The 16,238-nt window shown below is 44.4% G+C and carries 13 protein-coding genes and 2 pseudogenes; 7 read left to right on the plus strand and 8 right to left on the minus strand.

The features are described from left to right. Nucleotides 1–113: 113 nt before the first annotated feature. Entirely contained in the window at nucleotides 114–2,405 is a 2,292-nt protein-coding gene (locus tag M5J74_RS18140; protein ID WP_015155478.1) for a bifunctional (p)ppGpp synthetase/guanosine-3',5'-bis(diphosphate) 3'-pyrophosphohydrolase, read from the minus strand. 441 nt (nucleotides 2,406–2,846) lie between these two features. Here M5J74_RS18140 and patD point away from each other — a divergent pair, with 441 nt between their 5' ends. From patD to M5J74_RS18160, 4 genes and pseudogenes are all read left to right on the plus strand, one after another. Further along, nucleotides 2,847–3,101: a heterocyst frequency control protein PatD gene (gene patD, locus M5J74_RS18145; protein WP_250017144.1), complete on the plus strand. Its 255-nt coding sequence runs from the start codon at nucleotides 2,847–2,849 to the stop codon at nucleotides 3,099–3,101. A gap of 40 nt (nucleotides 3,102–3,141) precedes the next feature. Further along, nucleotides 3,142–3,282: pseudogene (locus M5J74_RS33510) on the plus strand (low temperature requirement protein A); the annotation flags it as partial. A gap of 154 nt (nucleotides 3,283–3,436) precedes the next feature. Further along, on the plus strand, nucleotides 3,437–4,456 hold the full coding sequence (locus M5J74_RS18155; protein ID WP_015155481.1) for a 1-acyl-sn-glycerol-3-phosphate acyltransferase: 1,020 nt from the start codon (nucleotides 3,437–3,439) through the stop codon (nucleotides 4,454–4,456). Between the two features lie 125 nt (nucleotides 4,457–4,581). Beyond that, the gene (locus M5J74_RS18160) at nucleotides 4,582–5,325 is read left to right on the plus strand and encodes an ABC transporter permease (protein ID WP_181246443.1); all 744 of its coding nucleotides are present in this window, start codon (nucleotides 4,582–4,584) and stop codon (nucleotides 5,323–5,325) included. 62 nt (nucleotides 5,326–5,387) lie between these two features. On the opposite strand, the pseudogene M5J74_RS18165 reads toward M5J74_RS18160, so the two are convergent. The 3 genes and pseudogenes from M5J74_RS18165 to M5J74_RS18175 form a co-directional block, all read right to left on the minus strand. Beyond that, a pseudogene (locus M5J74_RS18165) lies at nucleotides 5,388–6,258 on the minus strand (16S rRNA (uracil(1498)-N(3))-methyltransferase). Nucleotides 6,259–6,371: 113 nt separating this feature from the next. After that, nucleotides 6,372–6,977 carry a hypothetical protein gene (locus M5J74_RS18170; RefSeq protein ID WP_015155485.1) on the minus strand — a complete coding sequence of 202 codons (606 nt, stop codon included), beginning with the start codon at nucleotides 6,975–6,977 and terminating at the stop codon, nucleotides 6,372–6,374. Nucleotides 6,978–7,251: 274 nt separating this feature from the next. Next, nucleotides 7,252–8,100: an AraC family transcriptional regulator gene (locus M5J74_RS18175; protein ID WP_250012677.1), complete on the minus strand. Its 849-nt coding sequence runs from the start codon at nucleotides 8,098–8,100 to the stop codon at nucleotides 7,252–7,254. A 523-nt stretch (nucleotides 8,101–8,623) separates the two neighbouring features. On the opposite strand from M5J74_RS18175, the gene M5J74_RS18180 reads away from it, so the two are divergent. Next, a complete protein-coding gene (locus M5J74_RS18180) occupies nucleotides 8,624–8,911 on the plus strand; it encodes a hypothetical protein (protein ID WP_015155487.1) in 288 nt (95 codons plus the stop codon). A 6-nt stretch (nucleotides 8,912–8,917) separates the two neighbouring features. Here the strand turns inward: M5J74_RS18180 and M5J74_RS18185 are convergent, their stop codons facing one another. Beyond that, complete coding sequence (locus M5J74_RS18185; RefSeq protein WP_106169325.1) at nucleotides 8,918–9,877, minus strand: alcohol dehydrogenase catalytic domain-containing protein; 960 nt, start codon at nucleotides 9,875–9,877, stop codon at nucleotides 8,918–8,920. Between the two features lie 143 nt (nucleotides 9,878–10,020). On the opposite strand from M5J74_RS18185, the gene M5J74_RS18190 reads away from it, so the two are divergent. Next, nucleotides 10,021–10,980, plus strand: a complete 960-nt coding sequence (locus tag M5J74_RS18190) for a ChaN family lipoprotein (protein ID WP_250012678.1) — start codon at nucleotides 10,021–10,023, stop codon at nucleotides 10,978–10,980. Between the two features lie 91 nt (nucleotides 10,981–11,071). Here M5J74_RS18190 and M5J74_RS18195 read toward each other — a convergent pair whose 3' ends face one another. From M5J74_RS18195 to M5J74_RS18205, 3 genes are all read right to left on the minus strand, one after another. Further along, nucleotides 11,072–12,610, minus strand: coding sequence for a VanZ family protein (locus M5J74_RS18195; RefSeq protein WP_250012679.1), 1,539 nt, complete (start codon nucleotides 12,608–12,610; stop codon nucleotides 11,072–11,074). Between the two features lie 103 nt (nucleotides 12,611–12,713). Beyond that, on the minus strand, nucleotides 12,714–13,520 hold the full coding sequence (locus tag M5J74_RS18200) for an inositol monophosphatase family protein (RefSeq protein ID WP_250012680.1): 807 nt from the start codon (nucleotides 13,518–13,520) through the stop codon (nucleotides 12,714–12,716). A 134-nt stretch (nucleotides 13,521–13,654) separates the two neighbouring features. Next, nucleotides 13,655–15,112, minus strand: a complete 1,458-nt coding sequence (locus M5J74_RS18205; protein ID WP_250012681.1) for a BCD family MFS transporter — start codon at nucleotides 15,110–15,112, stop codon at nucleotides 13,655–13,657. Between the two features lie 131 nt (nucleotides 15,113–15,243). Here M5J74_RS18205 and M5J74_RS18210 point away from each other — a divergent pair, with 131 nt between their 5' ends. Then, nucleotides 15,244–16,197: an aldo/keto reductase gene (locus tag M5J74_RS18210; protein WP_127022748.1), complete on the plus strand. Its 954-nt coding sequence runs from the start codon at nucleotides 15,244–15,246 to the stop codon at nucleotides 16,195–16,197. Nucleotides 16,198–16,238: the final 41 nt, after the last annotated feature.

The raw sequence follows: 16,238 nt of genomic DNA on the forward strand, positions 1-16,238 counted from the left end.
CCTAGTTGACTAGTGAGGAAAGGTCTGAAAAAGTCAGATTTGTTAGTTGCTAGTTGCTAGTGACTGGTGGCTAGATGTTTCTCTAGTCACTAGTCGCAAGTCACCAGCCACTATCATTCATCTACTTGACCGACGCGGCGCAGGTCGATAATGTCGCTCATTTTGCGGATTTGGTTGAAGATCTGTTCGAGTTGATGGCGATCGCGAATATCTAAGCCTAATTCAATGATTGCTGGCTGACCGTTGGCTGTTTTGACGGAAGCGTGACGAACGTTGATACTTTGGTCGCTCAGGCGCGATAGTATGTCTTTTAATACGCCGACGCGATCGATCGCTTCAATTTGGACGTTGACCTGGTAAGTCTGCGGACGGGGATTGCGATCGCCGTTAGCGTTCCAACTGACGGGGACGAGGCGATCGTAAGGGATGTTATCGACGTTCTGACAGCCTTGACGGTGGATCGAGATCCCACGCTGAGAACGGGTGGTTACGACACCAATAATGGATTCTCCTGGGATTGGACTGCAACACTTTGCCAGGTGGTAAAGCAATCCTTCCACACCTGCGATCGGCGATTCGCTAGCGCGAGATTTAGGTGCAACTGCTGCTTCGCGGGGTGATTTTGCATTTGCAGGTATTAAACTGAGAGGAACTTCTGGTTCGGCAGGAATGAGTTGCTGCCCCTTCACGATCTCTCGCCAGCGGTTGAGAACGAGGTTTAACGTCAGTTCCCCGTAACCCAGGGCAGCAAGTAAGTCTTCGACGCTATGATAGTTGCAGCGTTCGGCTACAGCTTGCATCGGTTCTGACTTGAGTAAGGCTTCAAAACCTGTTTTCCCTAATTCTTTTTCTAACAATTCCCGTCCGCGGGCGACGTTTTCTTCCCGCCGCGATCGCTTGTACCACTGTCGAATCCGATTTTTCGCTGCTGAAGTTCTGACAAAATTCAGCCAATCTAAGCTGGGATGGCTGTTTTTCTGGGTTAAAATGTCTACAATATCGCCATTTTTTAAGGCTGTATCCAGCGTTACCATTCTGCCGTTAACTTTCGCCCCCGCGCAGTGATTTCCCACCTCTGTATGAATCCGGTAAGCGAAATCTATTGCTGTCGAGCCGGGGGAGAGAGGCACGACATCACCCTTGGGAGTGAAGACATAAACTTCGTCTTCAAATAAATTATCCTTGATACTCTCTAAGTACTCTTGAGCATCTTTGAGGTCGTTCTGCCACTCCAAGAGTTGGCGCAACCAGGTGAACTTCTCATCTACAGGCGTAAACTTGGTATGGCTAGAGCCACCCGTTTCCTTATACTTCCAGTGCGCGGCAATCCCATACTCGGCAATGTGGTGCATATCGATCGTGCGGATTTGCACTTCCAAAGGACGACCTGTAAAGCCGACTACTGTAGTGTGTAGAGACTGGTAGCGATTGGGTTTGGGTAAGCCGATATAGTCTTTAAACCGACCGGGAATCGGTCTAAAAGCGTCGTGGACTACAGCTAAAGCGCGGTAGCATTCTTCGTTAGTTTTGACGATGATCCGAATTGCAGCTAGATCGTAGATTTCGTGGAATTCTTTTTGCTGCCGCTGCATTTTTTGGTAGATACCATATAGATGCTTGGGACGACCGCTAATATCGATACATTGAATGTGTGACTGCGCCATTCCCTGCTGCAAAACTTCAATCACCCGCGTCAGCCTTGCTTCTCGGTCTGTGCGCTTCTCCGCTACTAAGTCTTGAATTTGACGATATGCTTCTGGTTCAAGGTATTTAAAGGTTAAATCTTCTAATTCCCATTTAAATGTTCCAATACCTAGCCGATTTGCCAGTGGAGCGAAAATCTCTCTTGTTTCTAAAGCGATGCGACGGCGTTTTTCATCGGGTAAGTGTTCCAAAGTTCGCATATTGTGCAGGCGATCTGCAAGTTTCACGACAATGACGCGAATATCTTGCGCCATCGCCAAAAACATGCGTCGAAAATTCTCTGCTTGTCGTTCCGTTTTACTCGAAAAAGTTTCGGAAAACTTAGATAGTTTTGTAACACCTTCTACTAAATGCTTGACTTCTGCGCCAAATTGTTGCTCTATGTCCTCTAGGGTTACATCCGTATCTTCTACTACGTCATGAAGAAATCCGGCTGCAATCATCGCGCTACCACCTCCCAGATCTCTGAGCAAACCCGCTACAGCTACGGGGTGACAAATGTAAGGTTCTCCTGACTTGCGGTATTGCCCTTGATGCAGTTGGTAAGCAAAGTTAAAAGCACGACAAATTAGCTGATTATCTGTCGCAGTAGGTTGTGTCTCTAATTCCGAATTCTCTACAAGGCAGGTTTGTAACCAGTCAGGTATAGTACATTCGTAGGAATTACAAACAGTGGTGGCAGTAGCAGTCAGGGTGTTCATGGGGGCGGCTTCAAACACTCTTTAATTTTGGGGGATGAGTAAGCGTAGCATAAACTACAATCTTGTGGCTGAAATTATTGCCGAAGTGTACATATGGCAATAGATCTGTAGAAATCGGGGTATTGAGAAAATATCTTGCCAAATTGCACGCAATAAGACAAATTTCAAAGCGGTTGAATTTCAAGCTGGTTCAATCTCGAACTGGTTTAATCTCAAATTTATTCGCTCAGGTAGATTAATGGACTTTATGCTTTGAAAAATAATTCTTTACACTAATAATATCTTATTAATCCGCTCTATGTTGCCAGATCTTTATTATCAGTGCTATCAGAAACTGAGTGAACTGCTAAAGGGAATACAACAAGCAGCGACAGCACCAGAGGTGAACCCCCCAGACTGCGCCAGAATGTATTAGCAGCACAACAATACTTTCAGCAACAGATTGCCAGTTTAGATAGTCAAGATATCGATCCAGCGGTAGAGTCGAGAGTGCGATCGCTGCAAACGGAAATTAGCAAGCAATTCAACTTGTTAATCATGGATGTGACATTTTTGCAAGCTGCTAGACAACCTCAGACCTTACAAACCCGCCAGCAGCAGATGACTCAACGCCTTCAGATGCTACTGAGTTATTGTGAGGCGATTTTAAGTTTGGACAAGGTAGACAAGGGAGACAAGGGAGACAAGGGAGACTAAATACTATATTCTTCCCCTACTTACGACTTACGACTTGCTCATGAAAAGTAGGTGGCAACCCCAGTTAAGAATCGGTGACGAAATGGAAGCAGAACAACGTCGTGTGACATGGATGGAACTGTTTTACGACTTAGTGTATGTTGTCGCGGTAGCTCAACTGGCTCACAATCTCTACGAAAATACTATTGAATCCGTAGAAAAAAATAGATGTGAATTAGTAATTTTAAGCTCTAGGTGCGTACGCGATATAAGAAAGATAAAAATTCCCCGCAAGCAGCATAGACGCACAGACAGCTATCAGGTTGTAATGTGGGAATGATTTAGGATGAGGTAGGGTGGTTTTTGGCAGTAACAAAAGCGTGAGTGGCTATAAGTTTACCTGGTTCGATCGGTTTTGCCTTTGGTATCCTCCCGGCTGGCTGATCCTATTTAACCGTCACTGGCAACACTATCACGCCGATCCTGATGGTTGGAATTGGTTAGAGTATGGATTATTTCTACTCCCAGGTGGATTTTACATCGCCTTGTTACTGCGGTGGTTGCGCTTGGGTTGTCGATTTCCGCGTCAACAAGCGGTGCAATTCGATCGCAACTATCAACAGGCTTTTCGCGATGAAGTCTTAGCGCCAATTGCCAAATATTACTACCGCGGCGAACTGAGGCAAATCGAAAACTTGCCGGAAACAGAATCGATGATTGTGGCGATGAACCACGCCGGAATGTCTTTTCCGTGGGATTTTATCGTACTAGCTTATCTACTAGGTACGGCACGGGAATGGAACGTTAAACCATTAGCCGGAGTTTCTTTATTCGATCATCCTTGGATGATTTGGTGGTTACCCCCTGGATGGTCGCAAGTTTTAGGCGGCGTGAGGGCAGAAAAAGAGGAATTTGAGACAGCGATCGCCCAAAAAACTGTATTATTATACGCACCTGAAGGACTGCGGGGACCTAGTAAAGGCTGGCAGCAAAGGTATCAATTGGCAAGTTTCGATCCGAGTTTTATTCGTTTGAGCGATCGCCACCAAATCCCAATTCTGCCAGTTGTTTGTCTTGGCAATGAACTTTTACATCCATTTGCCATTAATTTGAATTTGCAACACATTGGTAAGATATTCGGCTTACCTTTCTTACCTCTATCGCCTTTAATGCCGTTGTTCGCATTATTTCCTTCTATGGGAGTATGGGCAATGCGATCGCGTTTGCGTTACTTTATCCAACCTGTATATCGAGTAGACCTCAAAGATCGTACCTCTCGTCGCGAGAGAGTTGCAGCATATCAAGAAGCTCAAGCATTCAGAGATAAGTTGCAAAATGCGATTAATTGTATATTAAGCAGCAGTGATGACAAGTAAAGATTCGAGCTTTTCTACCTTTTGCCTGTTTATACTAAGTTATCTGACGGGAGAAGAGTATCTGCGTGAAACATCCCAAAACTAAAGCTCGTGATTTTACCTGGCAAACCACGTTTTCGGTACTGATGTATTTATTCATGTACCTGCCGATCTTCGTTCTTGCTTTCTATAGTTTCAATACTTCTCCCTACAGTGCTGGCTGGCAAGGGTTCACACTCAAATGGTATCAACAGTTGCTTCAAGATAGTCGCATCCTGACAGCACTACAAAATAGTTTGGTTGTGGCTGTATGTGCTGTCATCATTTCGGCTGTTTTGGGAACCCTGATGGCAGTGGGGTTAGGACGATATCGATTTCCTGGGAAGACGATCTATCGCGGTATTTCATACTTACCAATGATTGTTCCCGATATTGCGATCGCCGTAGCTACTCTCGTCTTTCTGGCTACGTTTGCCATTCCATTAAGCTTGTGGACGATTGTAGCCGCTCATATTGTCTTTTGCCTTGCCTACGTGGGAATTGTGGTGACAGCGCGACTAGCAAAGTTAGATCCCCACCTAGAAGAAGCCGCACTCGATCTCGGTGCTACACCATTGCAAGCTTTTGTCAAGGTTTTGTTACCGCAGTTAATGCCTGGAATTGTTGCTGGTTGTTTGCTGGCTTTCGTTTTGAGTCTAGATGATTTTCTCATCTCTAGTTTTACGGCTGGAAGCGGCATCAATACTTTACCGATGGAAATTTTTAGTCGCATTCGCACGGGAGTCAAACCCGATATTAATGCCTTGAGCGTCATCCTAATTATTATTTCTGGGTGCGTTGCTTTCTTGGCAGAATATATTCGCGATCGCGGTGAGAAAGAGAATTCGTAAGAAAGTCAAAAGTCAAAAGTTAAAAGTCAAAATTTAGGGTACAAGCTCTGAAGAAATGACTTTTATGCAGGGTTTTCAGAGTTCCTACTCATTTCTATAATCGCAGATATTTGCGATACAGCGACGATGGGAGCGGTAACTGCGCGTAAGATCCGTTTACCCAAGGAGACGGGTTGAAATCCTGCCGCGATCGCATTTTCGACTTCGTTTGTCGTCCAACCGCCTTCTGCACCTGTGGCAATGACGATAGATCCCCCAACCCCCTTGTAAAGGGGGCTAGAGTTGCCTTGCGAAGGAGGGCTAGAATTTTCTTGTAAAGGGGGGTGAGAACTGTCTAATTCCCCTGATAAAGCGGGGAGAGAATCCTGCAACCCCCCTTTTGAAGGGGGCTAGGGGGATCGATTGCAAACTTGTAAATAAATGAGGCGAATTTCCCCGCGCCACACAGATATACTTGCGATCGCCTGTCACCGACAACAATCCCGTACTAAACGGGACGGGATCTAAAATCGTCGGTACGATTTGGCGTTCCGATTGTTCCGCCGCCTCAATTGCAATTCGCCGCCAACGGTCTAGTTTTTGCGGGCTGGGATGGAGTAAAGTGCGATCGCTGGTTACTGGAGCAAAACAATTGACTCCTAATTCAGTACAAGCGCGTACCACTTCATCAAATCCATTCCCTTTGGGTAGCGCCACCATCAGAGTTATCTCTACAGGTAACTCAGTTTGCACCTGCATTTGTTCTAAAATTTGTGCTGTTGTCTCTGCTATTACCGCTAGCCACCATTGACCTTTGCCATCCATCGCAATAAAGCGATCGCCCTGCCGCAGCCGCAAGACTCGCGTGAGATAATGCTGTTGCTGCGATGTGAGGGCAATTTGCTGCTGTTGCAGTTGTGCGGGAGCGATGACGATTCGTTGCAGTTGAGACATGAAGTATATTTACAGTTTGACAGAATATTTCGATCCCATCATCCATTGGCAGTGCCACCGAGATAAAGCCATTAGCCTGGTTGTTCTTCAGATTGGCAGAAGAAGGCTAAACATTAGCTAGCTAACTTTCTTTGCCTTCTAGGAGTCACTAAACGCAGCACCATAACCCCGATTAACAAGACAACAAAGGGTGAATAAATCAGTGGTGAATTGGCAATTTTGAAGCTGAATTCAACCGTAAAAGCCAGCCAGAAAAAGTGCATCCCTGTAGTATGTAAAACTTTCCATCTTCTCTGTCCCAACAAAGCAGCTGGGCGATCGAAAGATGTTATCGTCATGGCAATTAGAAAGACATAGCCTAGTATGGCGAGCGCTGTGAAAGACTCAAACTTAGGCGCAGTTCCAGCAGTGACATACCATAAGCCAAAAATTGCGATCGCGTGATAGGTATGAGAAACTGCCATTGATACCCCAAAATAACGCCGATTTTTCAGCAGCCAGACTGAAAGAGGAGTAGATCGCATTCGATGCAGTGCCGAAGCGACAAACGCGCAGAGAAACAGAAGGCAAGAAGTACGAGCAGTGGCTCTAATTGCCATCCGCATCCCTTGTTCGTCTAATCCATCGATCAGCCAGATGGTAGCAACCATCGTACCAACTACCAGCGCCGACCAACCGACAATACCCCATTTTTGTAATGGGAGTTTAGTATCTGTCATAGTTTACGACTCCAACTGAGGATACCAATTGGTAGTTAATTTAGCGATCGCCTTTAGGTACTGTCTTGTCTGTTGTTCCGAAAAATGTTCTATTCTTCCAAAAACTTTTCCCGTAATACTAATTCTTTCTGACTACGCTGCTAGAAGATCCCCCAACCCCCCTTAAAAAGGGGGACTACAATGCTGAGTTTATTGCAAAGAAAAACAGAAAAAGCAAAACAGAATTGATGTAAAAAGCTTTTTAACTTTTAACTTTTAACTTTTAACTTTTGACTTATCTCTGCTTGTCTCGATAAATTTTTGGCGTAGTCTTGACGTGTTGGCGAAATATTCTCGTGAAGTGACTTTGATTTTGAAAACCTACTTGCTGAGAGATTTCTACGATTGTGAGTTCCTGCTTGGCGAGTAAATGCTTTGCTGTCTCAATCCGGCATTTCGTAATGTATTGATGCGGCGATTGTCCGGTAGATTGTTTGAATAAAGTCGCAAAATAATGGGGACTCATGTTAACGACATTACTGAGTTCTGTCAAAGTGATGTTGCGATCTAAATTTTCGTGAATGTAGGCGATCGCCCGGTCTTGCTTATACTTGGGTAATCCACCTCGATAATCTCTAATTGTCTGCTGGCGAGAAGTATAGCGGCGTAACAAGTGAGCCGAAAGCGCCGTCACCATCGATTCTGCATATAACCGACTCTCCGCACCTCCTACCGCTAACTCAGCTTTCAACGCTAACCCTATCTGCTGAATCAACGGATCGCGTAATTGCAACTGGGGTATGAGTTCGATACAATTTTCCTCGATAGATTCATCAACAGCACGGTATAGAGTGGCAGGAGCGAGAAATAGATCTAAAATAGGGACTTCGCGATCCACTTGCGTTCTGGGGAACAATTGGCTGGCTGGAAAAATGCCAATATCGCCTTGAGTGTAATCTATATGTTGCCAGCTGCCATTGAAATCGAAGCTTGCCCGAAAATTGTCTAAAGCAATAATCACGAGATGCTGACTCATGTAGCTCGCAGGCATTTCATCAGCGGGTTCTAACTCATAGATGAAATGAAAGCCATCCCATCCCGCCTCTAAAAGATGTAAATGCTCGGGATGTTCGCCATGAGACATAGTTTAGTATTGGCTCTACTGGTGTCTGCTATTAATGTATCAGGGGATGTCGTTCTAGGTAGCGCGGCTCGTCTCATACCTACCAGGAGAGCCTAAGTTTTTCATAGAAAGAGCAAGTCAGCAATTAAAGGGAAAGGGGAAAGGAGAAACAATCGTTCCCGTTTCCCAGGCAATCCCCTAAAGTGACTATCGTTGGTATAAAGGAACGCAACTGGACACAAGGTATCCTCTTTATTGCGATCGCTCCAAGCGCATTTTTACTGAGGAATTTATTTTATTTGTGAAGTCATGCCTAATGTCTCAGTAGTTTTACGTTAAGTTGGTCATTGGTCACTGGTCACTGGTCACTGCTCCCTGCTGCTTGATAACTGACAGCTTTGTGTCAAAAGCTACTTAATTTCTATATAAACCCAACATAGGGAGGAGTGTGAATTCAAGCTGTTTTTTGTAGAATTTTCTACAAGTCATCAAACAGACAAATACTCGTACTTACGTTCTCAGTTTTTTGCTTTTTGGAGTTTTTGTGTTGCAATTCATCTATTTTGTCATTCAGGCTATCCAACCAATTTTAGTTCCGGTTTGCTTTGTTAGTGCTTGGGCAATTGTAGCTCTCATCGTTTGGAGTCTCTATAGCGCCGTGCGAGACAGTGTAGCTACCAGTCAAAAATTGCACCAAATTCCCTGTACGAATTGTCAATTTTTTACAGGAGATTATCGACTGAAATGTACGGTACAACCTACGATTGCTAATACCGAGGCAGCAATTACTTGCATGGATTACCAAGCGAAAACCAATCCCTTGCTGTACTAAATTAGCTCAATCTCGATCCATTTCTAATAAGACCTTCATCACACCGCGTGTTTGAGCGCGTTCAAAGGCGGCTAGTCCTTGACTCAGCGGATAACGAGCGTGAATTAGCGGTTGAACGTCTACTTTTTGAGTGGCGAGTAAATTTAGGGCAGCGGGGAAAGGTCCGCAACGGGAACCGATGAGGGTAATTTCGTCTACAACCAAAGCGGAAGCGTCAAAACTCAAGTTACCTGCATAGGTGCTTTTGAGTACTAGCGTACCGCGAGGACGCAACGCACGACGGGCGATCGCAAATCCTGCTGGATTGCCCGTACACTCGACGGAAAGATCGAAAGATCTGTCGGTTACGGTTTCAGCTAAGCCTGTTTTAATCCCTCTTGCTTCTAAGTTAGCCAGTTTTTCCTGATGTCTGCCTACAGCTAATAAATCGCAACCAGTTAAAGCTAAGGTTTGGGCGACTAGCTGCCCTAACTTACCATCTCCCACTACTAACACGCGATCTGCTGCCTGAATTTGCACCTGCTGCTGAATTTCTAATGCTGCGGCGATAGGTTCGGTAAATGTAGCAGCTTCCGTAGAAACGTTGTCTGGTACGGGATGTAGGTTTGTGGTTGGTAAAGTTAGATAGTCGGCAAAGGCTCCATCACGGTTGACGATTCCCAATACGGTGCGGTTTTCGCAGTGGGTTGGCTGTCCGTTGCGACAGAACCGACATTGACCGCAGGTAGCATTGATTTCTCCTACTACCCTTTGGTTAACTAGATGAGTGGGTCCTTGTTCGACTACGCCAACAAATTCATGACCTAGAATACCCGTGTAAGGATAGTAACCCCGGATCAGTTCTAAGTCGGTGTTACAAATACCCGCTCGTAGGACGCGCACTAAGGCTTCTCCTGGGGAAGGTTCGGGAGTGGGGATATCTGTACGCAGTTGTAATTGGTTGTTTTCGAGCCAGAGTCCTTTCATTTTGATAGCTAGTTGATAAAAGCTGAGATTTATTTTAATGTCACGCATAGACGCGCAGCGGCTTCTCGTAGAGTAGACACGAAGACGCTAAGAAAGACCGCAAAAGGTTGTTTGCATGTTTTATAAATAGCTCAAAGAAGAAGATGCAGCAGTTAATCAAAAAGTGGAAATGGCGAAGTTCGATTTATTTATTAATTTGCGTGTTAAGTATTTTTTTGATTTGCAATTGGTCTGTAAATGCTCAAAAAACAGTCAACAATTGTCGTCCACAAATTATTGTACCAGACTTCTCTAAGGTAAATGTCTCTATTCAGAATCAAAGTTGTAGTATAGAGGACGTTACGATTACTCAGTCAAGGGCTTTACAAGAATTAGCAAAAGCACGTGTGCTGTATTTGGGAGAAACTCACGATCGCGACCGAGATCGCAAAATTCAGTTAAAAATAATTCAAGAGTTACAAAAAAGAAATCCTCAAGTTGCGATCGCGATGGAGATGTTTCAAATACCATATCAAGATGCGATCGATAGCTATTTAGCTGGTAATTTGACTGAAAAAGACTTGCTAGAACAAACTGAATACGAGCAAAGATGGGGATATTCTTGGGAGTCTTATGCGCCTATACTCAGATTTGCGAAAGAGAAACAATTGTCAGTTTTAGCTGTGAACACGCCTTCTGAAATTACTCGTCAAGTTGCAAAAGCAGGTTTAGATAGTCTCACACCTCAACAGCGAAAAATTATTCCTCCTGCTTCAGAAATTCGGACTGATAATGCTGCTTACCGTCAGATGTTAGCTAAAACTTTTGCACAGCATCAACATTCCAATCGAGGTAATAGTAGCGGGTTCGATCGCTTTTTTTTAGCACAGGTTTTATGGGATGAGACTATGGCAGCAGAAGTTGCTAAGTTTGTCAAAGCTAATCCTAAGCATCAAGTTGCCGTGATTGCTGGGCAAGGACATATTATTTATGGTTATGGTATTCTTAGCCGCGTAGCTAGAAGAATGCCTCCGCAATTCTCACAGGTTTCTGTGTTGTTAAGTCTTCCTCAAGATCCTGCTACTAATTCCAACCAGCCGATAGCAGATTATATTTGGCAGTAAGATTAAATTGTACTATCTCGGCTAGCCTCCCTTTTTAAGGGGGGTTGGGGGATCGTCTTATCTGAATCAAACTGAATTATACGGTGCTAATTTAGGTTTTATGATTAGCAAAATTTAAGACTTTATTTCTCAACCAAAAAGGAATTTGCAACTTCAAAATTAAGGTTGTAGAGGCTGTCATCAGCATACCAAGTAAAATATTTGCTATTTCAAAGCTTCTACCACTACTCATTGCTAAGATTGTTTCTACAATCAGAGTTGGCAATAAAATACCAGCATAAAACAATGTATAACGGATGAATTGTTGTTTTGCTAGTGTAATAACAATTGCTAATAGCGCTCCTAAAGGAATGAATATCAAGCCATAGTAAAGAATTCGATCTTCTTTTGGTAATACTTCTAGAAGGTTAATATTGTATCGGTTTTGTAAGTTATCTACATAGACATGCAACCCTGAATTAGCATATGTTATAACTAGCTTGTGAAACTGTTTATCTGTAAAAACGTTATGCACGTTTGTGTCTAAATACTGAGCATTAACACCGTTGATCGGTGTTCGCAGTCGCAGGTTTAAATTATTGCCTTGTTGTCCTAAAGTAAAATTGCGCCTACCATTACTATCTGAAATAGAAATAATTCGAGCTGGTCCTTTTTGTTGAAACTTAGCAGTTGCAATTGTTGTTATTATTGTAAACTTAGAGGTTTCTTGTAATCTTTGATTGAGTCGATTCACAGGAGTATCTGTTTGCAGCCAATGGCGATCGCTTAGAAAGACTCCTCGATCGTCTGTTATTTCTGGTAGTTGCCCTCGCCAGCTCAAATCGGGCAAGTTTCCCGCGCGATCGCTGTAATTTTGTCTGTCTAACTGATAGTTTCCTATCAAAGGTGTATCTACATTATTCCACCAGTTTTGGCTGGCAAACACGCGCTCTATTTCTGCTGAAGAGAATGCTTTATCTGCAAAAGCGACTTCTGAAATAAATCCTTCCCAAGGACGTTCGCCTGTACGTTCGTTGCCTAATATGAGAGGATAATTTAAATCCCAAGTACTTAAGTTATTTGCGGATTGTAACGGAACTGTAAACAGGATAGATGTAGCTAAATAACCTAAAAAAGCAATTGCTACTATAGGAAAACTAAACCGATTTTTGTTCTTTTCAATTAAAGTTAAAATATAACTAACAAATTTAAATTTCCAGATATAAAAACATAAAAACCCGATAAATCCACCTAAGCTATTAGTGAAGAGATCGGCAGGTGAGGTTTCTCTAGAAGGCAAGAAAATTTGGAGCGTTTCTACAACGAAAGATAGAATAAAACTAAGAAATATAACTGAAACTAGTTTTAATAATAAACTGAACTTTCTGACCTGCAAAAAACAGGTTAGACTAAAGCCAAATGGAATAAATAAAAATATATTCTTAATCTTATCGCCCAAATGACTAGAATGTTTGAAATTGCTAAAAAAATATCTCAGAGAGCCACCTTCATCCCTAGAGAAATTGAAAGGGAAAAGAGTGGCAATAACTACAAGAAGAATGCTAGCAATAACAATGTAGGGCGCACTTTTAACTAAGAATTGGCGCAGACTACGTATAGTTGAGTTGCTGGCAGACGGATGAACGTGCATATGTTAAGTAATGTACGGCTTCTGGTACATCTTAGCGCTTCATCCGTAGTTTGACGGAGTGTTTTTTTAAAGATTTCAAGTTGTCTGTAGTTAATTAGTGCTGCTATTTTAAAGATTCTAAGAAGGGTTGAAATACTGAAATCAGTTCGCGACGACTGACGACAAGAGAGGGGAAAGAGATATTGCTGTAATCGTTCCCAGGTAATAAAGGAAAAATAGATTGCGATCGCAGCTCTACCCAAGTTCCTCCAGCTGCATGTAAAATTACCCAAGCCCCTGCTAAATCCCAAATTTTCGGTGTCGCTTCTACCCCACCCAGTACAGCACCCGCAGCAACGGTGAGAAAGTTGTAACTGGCAACCCCCAGCATCCTAATTTTGCAGGGAAAGCCAGATTGCATGACAGCAGTGCTGCGGGAACAGAGATTGAAAAAGTGATTTTTGCTAACCACATCGGTACTAGCATGGATCGGATGATGGTTGAGAAATGCCCCTGTAGGTGTTGCTAGCCCCGAATCTCCTGCCCAAAAGCCGTGAAAACTTTGTCCTAGCGGTGGTAAGTGGACGTAGCCAAAAACAGGCGTACCTCGGTACAGCAGTCCTAAAGAAATACCCCAGATGGGCAGTCCCCGCGTAAAGTTTGTCGTTCCGTCAAGCGGATCGATAACCCAGCACCATTCAGCATCAGGAAAAATTGTCTCTCCTTCTTCGCTCAAAATACCATAGCCGTTGAAGTTGGAGGCGATCGCATCTTGAATTTCTCGATCTGCCCATTTATCTGCTTGGGTAACGAGGCTACCATCAGCTTTCTGAGAGGCTTGTACCTGCCCGAAATCCTGCATCAGTTGCGCCCCTACCCTCTGGGAGGTGGTAGCGGCAAAATCGAGAATCGTCGTCCAGAAATCAGTCATGAATGAGGGTGTGGGGTGTGGGGTGTAGGGTGTAGGGTGTAGGGTGTGGGGACAAGGGGGCAAAGGGGGACAAGAAAGCAACTACCAATTACCAATTACCAATTACCCATTACCCATTACCCATTACCCATTTATCAATCCAATTCGTTTTCAAATACTGAAGCGATCGCTTTTTTGGCGTTGCTGCGAAATTCGACTATATCTACGCGACTGAGTAACCAAATTGCTAACACCATTAACAACGCTTGAATGGTAAATACCAAACCGTAAGCTAGCACTGGGGCTGAAAATAGCTGTTTGCCTACGTCTAATATTGCCCCTCCACTAACTGTTGCCGTTGCCCGCGCTAATGCCTGCGCCAGCCCCCACGCGCCAATAAATGTCCCTGCTGTTTCTGCTGCCGTAAAGTCTAGCATTAAACTTAATGCACCTGTGGTAGTCACGCCAGAAGCCAAGCCGAATAGGACTAATGCTCCCTGCAAAACTTGGCGATTAGCAGTAAAACCCGATGCAATGACGAGTCCTACACTCAGAGCAACTAGGATACAACCGATTTGAGTCGTTTTTTGCTTGCCAATCCGTGGCACGATTAAAAAGCCCGTGCTACCAATTCCTAGTAACGTACCCGTACCCCAAAAAGCATTCAGCCTCGTAGTTTCCGCAACGCACATTCCGAAGACTTCCCCGCCATAAGGTTCCATCACTGCTTCTTGCATAAATAAGCTGAGTGTCATGGCGAGGAGAAAGGTGAAGAATAAACCCGTTTGACGGCTGGCGGTTAGGACTTTCAGCGCCCTAGATATGGTAATTTGGTCTTCTCTATCTGCGACTATCGATCGCGCAGTGTAGCGAGAATACTTTTTTTCTACACCAAACGTTGATAGTAGAGCTAACCCAGTGACAACTCCCGGCAAAATGAAAAATAAGCGGTTAATCGAGCTTTGTAGGATAGCAAGTTGAGCGGGTTGACTGTAAAGCGATACTGTTCCTACAGCTGACTCTTGACAAGTGGAGGCAGCGGGCAGAAGTTTGGAGCTGATAATTGCCCCAATCACAATTCCTACCATGAGCATTGACCACACAACACCTACGAGTTTAGAGCGGTTGTCTTCATCGGAAACATCGACGAGCAAAGCAGCAAATGGGGTAGAACTAGAACTAAGTGCCAACCCGTACAAAGCAAAGATTCCCGCTAATAACGCTATCCAACCATAGGTAACGAAACTCCAGCCTTGGTTGTATATACTGCTGCCAAGTTGCCACATAACTTGAACTGCAAGAAAGGCAGCGATCGCAAATAATGCCGCACCAATCCAAATGTAACCCGTGCGGTGATTGCTCCACATCTTTTTGGCATCAGACATTTGCCCGAACCACAGGCGCGAGGGAGCCACAAACTGATGCATGGCGATCGTTCCTGCTGCTAGGGTAGCCGGAATTGCCAATTCTTTAATCGCAATCCGATTGAGGACTCCCAGAGTGAGAACGGACATCATCCCCAGTCCCATTTGAAATAAGCCTAACCGGAACATAGTCAGGATATTAATTTTAGGAGGTAACTGTTCTCGTTCGGACAAGCTACTTTTCGCCATATTTTTTATAAAAACAACTATTTATCGATACATTTTCTGCTTTCTTTAGGATAAACCTTAGCCAGAACTGCGATCGCGACGGCAACGCTACACTAAGAGTGTGTAAAGAAGTGTAAATAGGTACGGTAAAATTGGAAACTATCAAATTAGGTCAGGATGGCGCTGCTGTTTGTCCTTTATGCATTGGAACGTGGGCGTGGGGCGACAAACTATTTTGGAACTATGGCAGCGATGAGGAGGATGCCAAGCAGCTACAGGTAGCCTTCCAAGCCGCACTAGATGCGGGTACGACATTTTTTGATACGGCAGAAGTCTACGGATTTGGATTATCGGAAAAGTATTTGGGGCAATTCATCCAACAAAGCGATCGCCCCATTCAGATTGCGACGAAATTCGGTCCCGCGCCTTGGCGGTTTACAGCTCAATCCGTCTCTGATGCGCTGACGGAAAGCCTCAAGCGTCTGGGTTTGGAGCGAGTCAGCCTCTACCAAGTCCACTGGCCTTTCAGCTTTTTCATGAGTCAAGAAACGCTGATGAATGCCCTTGCCGATGAAGTGCAACGGGGCAGAATCGAAGCAGTAGGAGTCAGCAACTATTCCGCAGAACAAATGCAGCAAGCATACAAAATTTTGGCAGCCCGTGGAGTCAAGCTGGCTAGCAATCAAGTCCGCTACTCGCTTTTAACGCGGCAAATTGAAACGAACGGCATTCTCGACACGGCACGACAGCTAGGCGTAACAATCTTGGCTTACAGCCCTCTAGCACAAGGCTTGCTAACTGGAAAATACACGGCTAGTAGTGCCGAGAAGCCTACAGGCGCACGCCGGATCGATCCTCGTTTTAGCAAAGAAGGTTTGCAAAAAATCGAACCAGTGATTTCGATCTTGAAAAAAATTGGCGATCGCCACGGACGCACCCCCGCTCAAGTTGCCCTTAATTGGTTAATTGCTCAAGGTAACCTAGTTGCGATCGCGGGTGCAAAAAATGCCAACCAAGTCCAGCAAAACGCTGGCGCTCTCGGCTGGCAAATGACGGACGAAGAAATAACTCAGTTAGAGCAAGTAACTCGTCCGTGGCTTTATTAGGGAGTCGGGAGTCGGGGGTTGGGAAATTTTGGATAATGGAA

Origin of the sequence: Chroococcidiopsis sp. CCNUC1, assembly GCF_023546805.1 — a bacterium.
GTDB lineage: Bacteria > Cyanobacteriota > Cyanobacteriia > Cyanobacteriales > Chroococcidiopsidaceae > Chroococcidiopsis > Chroococcidiopsis thermalis.